Source organism: Saccharopolyspora sp. SCSIO 74807, assembly GCF_037023755.1.
In the GTDB taxonomy this organism is placed as follows: domain Bacteria; phylum Actinomycetota; class Actinomycetes; order Mycobacteriales; family Pseudonocardiaceae; genus Saccharopolyspora_C; species Saccharopolyspora_C galaxeae.
This window is the reverse complement of sequence record NZ_CP146100.1, coordinates 5,133,509-5,146,554: the sequence shown is the minus strand read 5'-3', so window position 1 is coordinate 5,146,554 and position 13,046 is coordinate 5,133,509. Positions and strand designations below refer to the sequence as shown.

Here is a 13,046-nt window from a genome sequence, read left to right as displayed (position 1 = left end):
ACAAGCCGGTGTCGTAAACTGCCAGCGGTCTGTCGTGATCATGGATAGTGGTCGCGCTTGAGTGCTCGTCGCGGTGTCGCCCGTGCAGAGGTGTCGGCGCACACCACCGCGGACATGAGCCCTGGTGATTTGGGGGTCGCGATGGCGGATTTTCCGGAGCACTTGTTCTCGCTGGGTGGATCACCGGAAGCGATCGCGGGTTCGGCGCGCCGGTATGACCGCTTCGGCGGGTCCGCGTCGCACGCAGCCGAGCGGATCACCGGCATGGATACCGGCCAGTTTCAGGGGCCGGAGGCTGAGCAGTTCCGGGAGAAGGTCGATTCGGAGCTGCCGCCGAACCTGCGGGTGACCGGGACGGCGTTCAGCCAGGTCGGGACGGCGTTGGACACCTTCTCGTCGCGATTGTCGGAGCTGCAGGGCAAGATGCGACCGCTGGCGCATCAGGCGCCCGGCCTGTGGGAGCAGCTCAAGGCCAGTGAGGGACGTGTGGAGCGCGCTCAGTCGGCCGACCGCGCTCATGCTCGGTCTGAGCAAGATCGCGCCGCTCATGCCCCGGCCGGGCATGCTCCGCCACCGCCTGGAACCCCGTACGAATCGGATACCGGGGACGCCTCGGCGGCGTTGTCGTCAGCGCGCGTGGCCTGGCAGGACTGTGTGGACAAGGCCAATGGTCTGCGCACGGAGATGACCGCAGCCGCGCGGGAGTGCACGAACCGCATCAACGAGGCCAAGGAGATGCGGTTCCAGGAGCCTCCAGCCAGCTATGACCTCATCGGGCAGGGCCGGGACTTCATCCGCGAGAACAAGGACGTGCTCAAGAGCATTTCGGAAGCGCTCAAGGTGGTGTCGGGTGCGCTCGCGGTCGTCGGCCTAGTGCTGCAGGCGATCCCGGTGGTCGGCAACGCCGTCGGCGGAGCGTTCCTGATCGCCGCGGGCATCACCGGTGGTGCGGCGCTGGCCATTGACGCCGGTATCTACGCCGCCACCGGCGAAGGCAGCCTCACCTCGATCCTCGTGGACACGGCATTAACGGTCATCCCGTTCGGCAAGGTCGCCAAACTCGGCAGCAAAGTGGTCGGGGGCCTGTCCAAGGTTGCCAAGAACGCCCGAGGCACCAAGCACGGCGGCGACCTCGCCAGCCACACCGACGAGACGAAATCCCTGACCACGGGCGGAGACCCGATCGACGTCAACAGCGGGCGCATGCTGCAGACGCAGACCGATGTCGAGCTCGACGGCGTTCTTCCGTTGGTGCTACGCCGGACTCATCTGTCGTCGTATCGGATCGGGCAGGCGTTCGGGTCGAGTTGGGCATCCACATTGGACCAGCGCTTGGAAGTCGACGGCGATGGCGCGTATTTCGCCTCGGACGACGCCCTCGCGCTGGCCTACCCGGACCCGATGCCCGGGGTCACGGTCCTTCCACGCGTCGGGCCGCAATGGCCGCTGACCCGTACCGAGGACGGCGAGTATGTGCTCACCGACGTGGAGCAGGGACGGTTCCTGCACTTCACGCAGCACGACACGCACTGGCCGCTCACGGCGATCACCGACCGCAACGGCCACCGCATCGACTTCGTCCACGACGACACCGGTCTGCCCACCGAGGTCCGCCACAGCGGTGGCTACCGGATCCGGATCGAGACCACCGACCGCCTCGTGACGGCGCTGTACCTGTGCGGCGCTGACAACGGCGCGGACGTGCCGCTGATGCGCTACCGGTACCGGGGAGACCGGCTCACCGAGGTCATCAACGCCTCCGGACAACCGATGCGGTTCGACTACGACGACGCCGGTCGCATCACCGGTTGGCAAGACCGCGTCGGCAGCTCGTACCGCTTCACCTACGACGGCGAAGGCCGCTGCATCCGCGGGGAAGGCGCAGACGGGTTCCTCAGCTGCACGCTGGCGTACGACAGCGACAACTCGATCACCTACCTCACCGATTCCCTCGGCAATCAGACTGAATACCACCTCAACGATGACGGCAAAATCATCCGCGAGGTCGGCCCGTTGGGCAGCGAGACATTGTCCGAATGGGACGAGCACCGGCGGCTTTCCTCGCGCACCGACCCCCTCGGGCGCACCACGCGGTACTGGTATGACGACAACGGGAACGTCACGACCGTGCTTAGGCCGGACGGCAACCGGATTTCCGTGGAGTACAACGAGCTACGGCAGCCGGTTACCATGATCGCGCCCGACGGCACGCTCAAGCGTCATGAGTACGACGACGCGGGCAACCTCACCCGGGTCATCGACCCGATGGGCGCGGTAACCGCCTACGGCTACAACGAGCGCGGCCATCTCACTGCTGTCACCGACACGTTGGGGCATGCCAGTACGGTCGAAACGAACGCGGCGGGACTTCCGACGGCGATTACCGGGCCGACCGGCGGGACGACCCGGTACGAGCGGGACGGCTTCGGCCGCGTCGTCGCCAACATCGATCCGGTTGGCGGCGTGACCCGGCTCGGCTATACCGTCGACGGCAAACCCGCATGGCGGATCCTACCCAGTGGTGCCACCGAACGGTGGCTCTACGACGGCGAGGGCAACCTCCGCACTCACATCGACCCGCTCGGTCAGACCACCCGTTCCGAAGCCACGCACTTCGAACTGCCCTCGGCCGAAGTCCGTCCCGACGGCACGCGACTGGAATTCGGCTACGACACCGAACTCCGACTCGTCAGCGTCACGAACCAGCGCGGCTTGGTGTGGAGCTACGAATACGACGCTGCGGGCAACCTCACCGCCGAGCACGACTTCGACGGACGAACCCTCACTTACCAGCACGACGCCGCAGGTGAACTCGTTGCACGCACCAACGGAGCGGGCGAGACGACCTCGTTCCTCCGTGATCCGTTGGGCCAGGTCCTCGAACGCCGCAGTGGAGGTTCTGTGGCGTCGTTCCGCTATGACGCCCTCGGAAGGCTGCTGGAAGCAACCAACGACGACGCACAGGTGCGCTTTGAACGTGACTCGCTGGGCCGCGTGCTCACTGAATCCGTCAACGGCCGCACTGTCAGCTCGACCTACGACGCACTGGGACGGCGCACTCGACGACTCACTCCCTCCGGCGCGGAAAGCGTGTGGGACTACGACGAGGGAAGCAACCCGCTCGCGCTGCACACCGCGGGACGCACGGTGCGGTTCAGCCACGATGCAGCCGGGCGAGAAATCCGCAGATCCCTCGGAGCGAATGTGGCGCTGACCCAAGAATGGGACGCCAACCATCAGCTCACGGCACAGGCCGTGATCGGAACGGCCGAAAGGCAGACCCAGCATCGTGCCTACGCCTATCGTCCCGACGGCTACTTGGTCGGCATCGAGGACCAGATCGCGGGGCCTCGTCGCTTCGACCTTGACCACGTCGGACGCGTCACCGCTGTGCACGGTTCCGGGTGGAGTGAACGCTACGCCTACGACACGGCGGGCAACATCACCAGTGCATCGTGGCCTGCGCCGGAGAGCGAGTCCGAGGCGTTGGGCGAGCGCGAATACAGCGGCAGCCTGATCAGGCGAGCCGGCAAGGTCCGCTACGAACACGACGCGCAAGGCCGGTTGGTGTTGCGGCAGCAGAAGCGCCTGTCGCAGAAGCCCGCCACATGGCGATACACCTGGGACGCCGATGACCGGCTTACGCGTGTGGCCACACCGGAGGGATCCCACTGGCGCTATCGATACGACGCCTTGGGGCGACGCACCGCCAAGCAACGTCTCGCCCTGGACGGCTCGATCATCGAGCAGGTCACGTTCGCCTGGGACGGCGCACAGCTCGCGGAGCAATCCCAGACTCATGAAAGCGCGGAAAACCCGGAATCTGCCAATGCGTCGGTGATGGTCTGGGACTACGAACCAGGAACGTTCCGTCCGGTCACCCAACGAGAACGGGGATCTCTCCGCGAGGCGTCCCAAGAAACCATCGACGAGCGCTTCCACCTGATCGTCACTGATCTCGTGGGTTCTCCCGCGGAGCTGGTCGATGATGACGGCGCGGTCGCTTGGCATAGCCGCATGACAATGTGGGGAACCGTGCCCGGTCGACGGGAACACGACGCCGCTACGCCGCTGCGCTTTCCCGGCCAGTACCACGATGAGGAAAGTGAACTCTACTACAACTACCACCGGCATTACTCGCCCGAAACAGGACAGTACGCATCCGCGGACCCGCTTGGACTGGGACCGGCGCCGAATCCGACTTCGTACGTCGACAACCCCTTCCGGTTATCGGACCCGGTAGGGCTCTCGCCCTACCAGGGCGGCCAGGCGGCAGGACGCGACCCCGAATTCCCCTCCATCAGTAAGGACAACTACCGTGGCAGATTCAACGCTTGGCTGAACAAGAATGGCTTCCAGCGACTCCCGAAGGACTGGGACGCCCACCACGCGGTGCCGCAGGAGTACCGGAACCACCCGGAATTCCACGACTTCGACTTCGACGCGCCGTCCAACATGCGCGGGATCCCCGGTAGTAGGATGGGATCTCGCGGGGCCAACGTCCACCAGGAAATCACGAATCAGTGGAAGTGGTTCCACGATCTCAACCCGAACCCTACGCGAGCTGAGATCGAAGACGTAACGAGCCAGATCGATAGGGGCTACGGTGAATATTTCTGGGCAGAGCCTAAATGACTGGGTTCAGTCGATGTCGCAAGACCTCGACGAACTCATGCGCGGATTCGAGGGCATTTTCGGATACCCTCCCGACGACAACGTGGTGACCAGGGCGGAAGCTGGCGGCGAGAGCGAAGCCATCGCCGAACTTTCGTCGATGGGTGCTTCTTCGGACCTGCTTGAGTTCTACTCGGAAGTTCACGAGGTATCACTTCCCGACGTGCAGAACGGCCTGTTTATCGAATCGGCCACAGCGGTTGTCGACGGCGCGAAAGACGGTCAACCCACCCGCGTTACGGGCGCTGTCGAGGACTCGGTCATCGTCATCGGGTCCGACGGCGGTGGAGGGCTGTTCGCCCTGAGTCGTTCAGATGGCAAAATCTACCTCCTCCAAGGCGGCGCCCTCGTCGGATCCACCTACGAGGTCGAGTCCGGTGGCGTCGAAGTAATCGCGAACGAACTCCCAAGCCTCCTAGAGGGCTTTCACCAGAAGGTTCGCGAAGCGCTGCAAGACGCATAGATGTGGGGATCCGAGCTGCGACGAATGCCCGTTGGCCACCACGTACCAGGGAGGCGACGGAGCCGCTCCGGACGACCGATCCACTCGTACCGTTCCCATCGGAGCGAATCGTTCCCAGGGCGGTCTGACGAACGCTAACTACGACCGGTATCGCGTCCTTGATCGCGACTCGTTCTACGTTCAAGCTGTGCTCGCAGACGGAACTCCCGCCTGGTAGAGCAGGAGCACGATTCGTGAGTGAAGCATCGATTCCGCTGGTACTGACCGTCTATTCCAGGGACGGTCAGTACCAGCTGCGTGGACAGCCGGGCGAAGAAAATCCGTGGTCGGATCCCGTCTATGGACTGTTCGTCGGTGGGGACAACTGGGTCACGATTCTGTGCGGGACCGAGTGGGGACCGGTCGCCGTGACCGTGCATGTGCACCGAGCGGCACCTGACCAGGTCGATCGTGCCTGGGATATGGCCGCGGAGTGGACTCTGGACTGCGGGGACGGGCAGCTCGACCTTCGTGAGCTCTACGTCGCCGACACGCCGACCCGCATCATGGTCCCGGCTGGCTGGGTCCGGTTGCGCGTTTCCGTCCGCGGCCGCCACGAAGCGGTCAGTCATGGCGAACCGATAACCGAGGCGATCGAACAGCACCTTTTGGAGGTGTGGCCGGTCGACGACCACTTGGAACCGACCGAGCTGTACGGCCCCGACTCGATGGCGCCACTGCTCGGATAAGTGCCCTTCTGCGGGAGTCGGCTCCAGGGCGAAACACGAGGTGTTGTGGCCGCACCCGCTTGGGGCTGTCGGCATCATTAGGCGCAGGCACGCTTGGGATGATCTCGTTTTCGGTGCCGAGCTCAGGGTGTGGTTTCGAGCGGGAGCAGTGCGCAGGTCGCGGCGTGGGCGAGTGCGTGCTGGGTGTTGGTGTCGAGGCCGAGCCGGTTCCAGTGGAAGATCACGTGGTGGGCGAGGATGTGGCGGATTCCCCTGTGCACCTTGGATTCTCGTGCTGCGCGGGCGAGGTCACGTCCAGCTTCGTGGAAGGCGTGTGCCCAGTCGTGGGCTGCGTGGAGCGAGCCTTCGGGAGCGAAGAGCGGCCCGGTGGGGCGAGCGTCGTAGGTCAGCAGTGTGCGTAGCTGCCGGGTCAAGTCGGTGTGGTGTCCGGTGTCGGTACTGGGGTGTTGCGGGTGCGGACGCAGGTAGGTGACGCGGTGCCAGATGTCGCCGGCCTCGAACTGCTCTTGTCCCGCGGCGCGGAAGAGCTGGGTGCACAACAGCATCGAGAGCTCGACGCGGCCGAGCGGCACGTGGCGGGTGTGAAGGTGAGCGAGGAGGTTGGCGCTGTCGGCGCTGAACAGGGTGTGTGCGATGCGGATTCCGCTGGGGCCTCCGAATGCGAGAGCTTCGGGTTCGTAGTGGCTCGGGCGCCAGCTGGCGAGGTGACCTTGCTGGACGAGTCGGTCGAGCTCGGCGGCGGCGCGGGTGCGTAGAGCATCGTGGTCGGTGTCGGGTTGCAGGCGAAGGCGCCAGCTCGGTGCTTTTCGGATGAACCACCATTGCCGGAGGAGTCCGGTCCGGCACCAAGCGTTCAGGAGTGGTGCGAGGGCTGAGGCTGCGATGAGTTCGGCTTGCTCCCATGCGCTGAATTCGAGATGTGCTTGCCACCAGGTCGTGTCTGCCGTGCGGTCATACACGGCGGCGCGCCCAGCCCGGTCGTACGTGTCGAGTGCGTCAGCGAGCTCGCCGACGTCGAGGTCGTGGGCTGCGGCGGCTTCGGGGAGGGTTTCGCCTGCCATCACGCTGCGGACGGCCGTCGCGATGAGTTCGGCGGGCGCTGCCGAGGTGTTCAGCTGATTAAGAGGCATTGGTCCCATCCGGATATCGGGACGCCCGTCGTGACGGCGTGAAGGGCGAGGGCGACGCCGGTCGCGCTGTCGAGCAAGCCGAGTTCGGGAGGCGGAGTGGCTTCGGCGTGTTGGACGAGTTGCTGTGCGAGTGAAGGCAGAAGTGCGGCGAGGCCCGGGGTGGCTCCATCGTGGGCGGTTCGCGCTGCCGTGAGGTACAGCCCGGCCCATCCGTGACATAGCCCCATGTCGCTGATCAGGTCGGTTTGGCTGTCGTCGTTCAGGCAGGCCAGCAGCGCTGTCTCCGCGGCGTGTTGCCGAGTGGTATCGCCGGTGGCGAGTCCTGCGAGTTGTTGTGCTCGGGCGATCCCTGGGGTGCCGTAGCACCACGATGGCCGTCCCGGCTGGTGGCTGGTGAGGCACCCGCGGGCGTAGTCGTGGTGGTCGATCCAATACGGCCACCAGGGTCCGGCGTTGTCCTGCTGCCAGTGGTCGAGGTGTGCGCAGATCCGGTCTATGGCGTCGTAGTGGCCATCGACGGTGATCGCGCGGCGGGCCGCGTGGGCGAGCACGGCGAGCGGGCCGGTGATGCCGTGGGCAATGCCGAGGTTGCTGTGCCCGCCCGGTGTCGGCAGCAGCTGGTCGGGTGCGTGGTCGACCCACCATCCCGGCAGTGTCTCTCCGTCGACGGTGAGCGGTTTGGTCAGTCGGACGAGGTAGTCCAGGACGCGGGCCAGGGCGTCGGTGCCTGGCTGGTGGTGCAGCAGCAGGTGCCCGATCCCGGTCAGCCCGCGCATCAGGTCGTACTCGGCGAAACCAGCCGGACGGCCGTGCCGGATGCGTTCCAGCGCGACGTCGACCCGGCGGTGGGCGAGCCGTCTCAGGTGCTGGTCGAACTCGGTGATGGCGGGACGGTATTCGGGCAGTACGGGCTCGGCGAGATGCAGCAGGAACGTGATCGCGGGCAGACCTGCGTGCAGGCCCGCGGTTTCGGCGGAACTGATCGGCGAAGCTAGGGCGGCGCGCACCCACTGGTGCAGCAGAGGCCGTGCTTCGGGCACATCGTGGTGGGAGCGTTCGAGATGCCAGAGGGCGATGCCAGCGGCTCCGCGAGACAACGATTGGGCCAGCTCGGCCTGCCCGGTGGCGGGTTCGGTCAGGGGCGTCGCCATGACGCTGAGGAGTTCGGCGTGCTTCGCGTTGCCGGGCGCGGCGAAATGCTGCCGGTTCATCCGACACCTCGTTGGGTCAGCGCGAGCGCCTGCAACGCGACGGCGCGGGCGAGCCGGTTGGTGGTCTCCTCCTGTTCGCGGGAAACCGCGATGGTCCTCCGGAAATGTTCGTGCAACAGCGCTCGGAGTACTGATTCCGGCGGCCGGTCGAGCTGCGCTCGGTACGTTTCGAGCGCTTCGCGGCGCGCGGCCCATGCTGCCTGCACTGCATCGTTGCGGACGTGCGGTTGGTCCTGTTGTAGGTGACGTGCAAGGCCGAGGGCGCGCTCGCGCAGCGCAGTGTCGAGCGGACCGGTCTGCTGCGGGAGGCTGGCGATCACCATCTCCCAGCCCTTCTCCGCGTCCGACGCGAGGGCTGTGGCGAGATCAACCATCGACACCGCAGCCACCGCAGGCCGAGGCAGCTGGAGCTGTTCGGCATAGGAGATCTCGGCAAGTGCGGCTGCGGAATCGGCTGCGAACACCCGCTCGGCGGCGGACAGATCGCCGTACTTGCCGGGTTGTGCCCAGGCGGTCTCGAAGCTGACTTGGGCCAGCAACCCGGACGCGCGCAGGTCTTCGGCCCATCCGGCCAGGCATGTCGTAGCGGACCCGTAGCGGTCGGCGCTGGTCAGCCTCAGCCATAGCTGTAGCGAGTGGTCCGAGTCAGGCCGGGTGGTGTCGTGGTGGCGGCGGAACCACAGGCGTTGGATCTCGTCGCCGAGGTGCTGGCGCAGGTTCGGGAGATGCTCGGTCAGGATGGTGTCGAACCGCTGCGGGGGTCCCTCCAATTTGGACAAGACGAGCGATGAAGTGCCCGGGAAGGCGCCGTCGTTTCGGGCGGGCGAGCCGACGCTGTCATCGCGGACGACGACTTTCCGGCTGACCGGCGGCGCGGACGGGCTCGGGCTAGCGGTGAGCGGCACCAGGAATTCGCACGCGCGTCCCGTCCAGCCGCGTCGTGCAGGATCACCTGCTTCGCGAAGCTCCGCCTTGCCTGCTCGGTGCAACCGTACGCGCAGCAGGCTGCGCTGGGTCGGTTCGTCGAGGTCGAGTGGCAGGCGTTGTTCTCCTTCGACGAGGAGCAGGTGGGCGGGAACCCGCCAGCGCTCGCGCCACCTTTTCAACGCTTGCTCCCATTCAGTGCTCGCGGCGCGTGGGCCGGGGAGGTCGGTGGCGTGCAGCAGCCACCGCGCCGGGGACAGCACGCTGCGGCCGTGTCGGATTCGGGGCAGGAATCGCAGGGTCCGGCTCGCACCGAAGTCGATGGGGCCGAACACCGCCCGCCGCGCGATGGGCAGTTCGGCGAGGAAGCGCGCCAGTGGTGGCGTGTAGATGGTGGTTTCCAAGGCGTGTGGCACGTAAGGGTGCACCGGTTTTCCGCTGGGGCGGTGGATGAGGAAGAACTGGGCGGAGCTGGCAGTCACCGCGAGGTCGTCGAGATGGAGTAACCGAGCTGAGTCGGCGCCGAGCTCTGGCGGGTGTTCGCCGATGGGCAACAGCCATGGCAACAGGTCCGGAGTGCGGGTGACGGCTTCATTGGCGATGCGTCGCGGGGGAAAGGAAAGTTGGGCGACCATCACCTCGTCCCCTGTGGGGTAGGTGCGGGACAGCTGTTGCCGCGCGTGCTCGTCGAGCACGGCGGCGAAGCGCCCGGCCATGCTGGAGGTCGGCACCGGAGCCCCGGTGACCCACAGCCGGAACCGTCCCTGGTCCAGGGCCTCGGTCGAGGTTGTGTGGATCGTGAAGGCCAGCTCGACCCGCTCGGGCGGCGTCAGATCGCGGTGGTCTCCGACGGAGAGTTGCTCGATCAATTCCTCGGACAAGGCGACTTCGGTCCGTCCATCGAGGACGGTCTCCTGCAGCATCGCTTGCAGGGCGGCGTCGCGATCGGTCAGCAAACGAGCCCCTTGTTCGCGGGCCGCGCCGAGGAATCCGGTTGGGAAACCGAGCCCGGAGTCGGATACCAACTCGCGTACCGGTACCAGCGCACCGGAGCCGTACCGTTCTCGGAACCGCAGGTGGTAGTCGCGCCACGGGGCGGTGCCGAACGGGCTCGGAGTCACCTCGAGCAGGACGGAGGCCGCCGACTCGGCTTCGCGCAGCACGGGCTCCGGCAGCGTGACCCGTCCGTCGAGCGAGACGTCCACACTGGACGGAGGTGACGGGCGAGCCGGACTCGCGGCTTCGGACACGGTGGTCTTCGCCTGCGATCCCGAGCTAAAGAAGGAGCGCAGATCCTCGCGAGCATCGCCGACATGATCGTTCTCCTCGCTTTCGCGGCGGGGATCGTCCAGCTGCGCGAGAACATGCTCGGCAGGGTTCGGGCACGCCGATGGAGCCCGGAGGCTGGTCACCAGCACGCGGTGCGCGACAAGTCCGCTGAGCAACGTCGCGACCTGCTCACGCGGAACCGACGGGAATTCACGGTGTAGTTGGTCGAACAGCATTCGTCCCGGGATCGGGACGCGCGCAGCAGCAAGTGCGGCATCGACCGGGCGAGTGCGACGCAGCGCCAGTTCCACCTCATCGAGCCCAGCGGCCACCTGCGCCGAGGGCTTGTCCTCAGCGGTACCGGAGGAATGGTTGGGGACGACGAATCGGTCGCCGCGGACAGTGCCCGCGTTGTTGACCACGAGCGATGCCTTCGCCAGCACCTCGGGATCGGATTCGAGCTCGCTGATCAACTCGTGGAGCCAGCTCGGGTCGATCTGCCGGTGCAGCTCATGCTGCTCGCCGAAGACGACGCGCGTGGAGGCGCCGATCGCCGCGGTGGTCACTCCGGCGAACAGGCCGAAAGGAGTGGGGCGCTGTTGCCAGCGCAGGACGTAAGAGCACGTCGAGACCAGCAGGCTGCGCCAGGAGCGGCGGTTGAGTTTCGCGCCGTCGACTGCGGCGGCGATCTGCTCGCACAGCGCCGGGCTGGCGACACCGAAGGCGGTGCGTACGACATCGCGCCCCCATAACTCGGTGAGCCATTCCCGGCCGGTCGTCTCGGCATCCTCGGCGGTGTGCAGATCCAGCCGCGGCAGGCTCAGCCCTCCCGGGTCGGTGCTCGCTCGAACCAGTACGAAATCGGCGTGACGAAAACGGCGCGGCGTGGCCACGCGCACCTCCTGGATCGGACAGAGCGTTCCCGCCGGGACGCCAGAGGGATCAGCGTCCCGGCGAGGGCAGGGTTCACGACGGGTTGTTGGCCTGGCTGTTGCAAGCGCTGGTGGAGCAGGTCTGCCCGCACCCGTCATCGGTGTCGCAGCTCAACTTCGCGAGCGGATACGCGGACTCGATCACCTGGAAGTCGAGCGTGAAATCGTCGCTGATGTCGACGTCCTCGGTGCGGGACAGCGTGGTCGTGTTGGCCGCCATGCGTTTCCTTCCTCGTTGTTCTGTTCCAAACGAACCTGGCCGTCTCGGCTGCTATGCCGAAGGGCGCGGCCAGGAGATCGTGATGCTGGTGTGCCGCTTCGCGATCACCGTGGTCGCAGCGGCGTCCGGGGACAGCAGTGCGTCGTCCGGGGCGTCGTACGGCCAGACGGCGATGACCGGGTCAGGGCCGTGGCGATAGTCGCGGTCCCACGCGCGGATCTGCTCCACCATCGCCTCGGCGGCCTCTCCGGCGTGCGGGCCGAAGGCGTGGGCGCCGAACTCGAAGAGCCCGTCGTCGAGGCGCCGGGTAGCGAGATAGGCGAACGAGTCCTCGTGCGAGTTCACGTAGGCGTCTGGGAACCAGCGGCCTTCGGGGACGACCATCACCGGACCGCTGTCGATTGCCCGGTCGTAGTCGGGATCGACCGCGAGTCGGCACGAGCCCGGCAGCACGGAGGCCAGCCACAGCCCCAGGCTGTCGAATGGCTCCATCGCTTCCACGGTGATGCCGGACCACACGTCAGCGCGATCAGTACCCAACGCGCCGTCGAGCCGAGACGGATCGGCAGGTGCGGTGTCGTCGTCGAAGCGCAGAGCGATCCGGTCGCCGTGCAGCAGCAGCATCCTTTCCTGGTGCGCGCCAAGACCTTGTGCCTTGACGAACCCGCACACCTCGGCCGAATCCGCCAGCAAGTGGTCACCGGCGCGATGCAACGACAGGGATCGCGTAATTCCCCGCATCCGCAGCGGAACGACGATGCGTCCGCTTTCGGCAAGCTGGTCCGTCAACGCGGCAGGAAGATCCCAGCAGCCGACCGTCACCAGCACCACGTCGAACGGTGCTCGTGCGGGCACGCCATGCTCGGCGTCCGCGCACTCCACGTGCACCTGCGGGTATCCCGCCGCATCCAACAGCTTTCGGGACCGGCCAGTGATCTCCGGATCAATGTCCATTGTGGTCACGTGGCCGGTGTCGCCGACGAGTTCGGCCAGCATCGCGGCGTTGACGCCGCCCGAGCCGACCTCCAACACGCGCATCCCCGGCCGGACATCCGCTTGTTCCAACATGAATGCCTGGATCTGTGGAGCGGAGATCGAGCTGATCGCGCTGCCGTGCTCGTCCCACTTCGTTCGCACCGCGGTCGTAGCGTCGTAGACCTCTGCCACCGGCACACCCGGCGCGAACACGTGCCTGTCGACCGTGGCGAAGACCTCCGCGACACGTTCCGAACGCAGCGCATCGAGCTCCCACAACCGCTGCACCATCGCCGCCCGCGCCCGCTGAATCTGGGTTGCCTCGGCGGCGGGGCTCACGTCCGGCTCCAGCGAGTCGTCCGGAACCTGTTCGGAAGATGTGCTCACCGGGCTTCCTGCCTCTCTTTCGATGGTCTTCCCTCGTTCGCCGCACGCGCGTGTGCTCCCTGTACGTCAGCCGTCCTCGCGCCCTGGTGGGTAGGGAGGGGAAAGCCGCCGACGGACTATCGGGAACGCGACC

At 66.5% G+C, this 13,046-nt stretch carries 8 protein-coding genes and 1 pseudogene; 4 read left to right on the top strand and 5 right to left on the bottom strand.

What is annotated here, in order from left to right:
- The first annotated feature begins 114 nt into the window (after positions 1-114).
- The 4 genes and pseudogenes from V1457_RS23580 to V1457_RS23570 all read left to right on the top strand — a co-directional run bounded on the left by V1457_RS23580 (position 115) and on the right by V1457_RS23570 (position 5,865).
- Entirely contained in the window at positions 115-4,635 is a 4,521-nt protein-coding gene (locus V1457_RS23580; protein ID WP_338596898.1) for an RHS repeat-associated core domain-containing protein, read from the top strand.
- Between the two features lie 13 nt (positions 4,636-4,648).
- The gene (locus V1457_RS23575; protein WP_338596897.1) at positions 4,649-5,137 is read left to right on the top strand and encodes a hypothetical protein; all 489 of its coding nucleotides are present in this window, start codon (positions 4,649-4,651) and stop codon (positions 5,135-5,137) included.
- Between the two features lie 10 nt (positions 5,138-5,147).
- Positions 5,148-5,354 (top strand): annotated as a pseudogene (locus V1457_RS30670) (NucA/NucB deoxyribonuclease domain-containing protein); the annotation flags it as partial.
- 16 nt (positions 5,355-5,370) lie between these two features.
- Positions 5,371-5,865: a hypothetical protein gene (locus V1457_RS23570; RefSeq protein ID WP_338596895.1), complete on the top strand. Its 495-nt coding sequence runs from the start codon at positions 5,371-5,373 to the stop codon at positions 5,863-5,865.
- 122 nt (positions 5,866-5,987) lie between these two features.
- Here the strand turns inward: V1457_RS23570 and V1457_RS23565 are convergent, their stop codons facing one another.
- The 5 genes from V1457_RS23565 to fxlM all read right to left on the bottom strand — a co-directional run bounded on the left by V1457_RS23565 (position 5,988) and on the right by fxlM (position 12,913).
- Positions 5,988-6,995, bottom strand: coding sequence for a thiopeptide-type bacteriocin biosynthesis protein (locus V1457_RS23565; RefSeq protein ID WP_338596894.1), 1,008 nt, complete (start codon positions 6,993-6,995; stop codon positions 5,988-5,990).
- Entirely contained in the window at positions 6,977-8,206 is a 1,230-nt protein-coding gene (locus V1457_RS23560; RefSeq protein WP_338596892.1) for a lanthionine synthetase C family protein, read from the bottom strand. The genes V1457_RS23565 and V1457_RS23560 overlap by 19 nt, the downstream gene beginning before the upstream one ends.
- Entirely contained in the window at positions 8,203-11,292 is a 3,090-nt protein-coding gene (locus V1457_RS23555) for a lantibiotic dehydratase (RefSeq protein ID WP_338596890.1), read from the bottom strand. Before V1457_RS23555 ends, V1457_RS23560 begins: the two co-directional genes overlap by 4 nt.
- A 73-nt stretch (positions 11,293-11,365) precedes the next feature.
- Positions 11,366-11,551, bottom strand: a complete 186-nt coding sequence (locus V1457_RS23550; RefSeq protein WP_200073138.1) for an FxLD family lanthipeptide — start codon at positions 11,549-11,551, stop codon at positions 11,366-11,368.
- Between the two features lie 51 nt (positions 11,552-11,602).
- A complete protein-coding gene (gene fxlM, locus V1457_RS23545) occupies positions 11,603-12,913 on the bottom strand; it encodes a methyltransferase, FxLD system (protein ID WP_338596887.1) in 1,311 nt (436 codons plus the stop codon).
- Positions 12,914-13,046 lie beyond the last annotated feature (133 nt).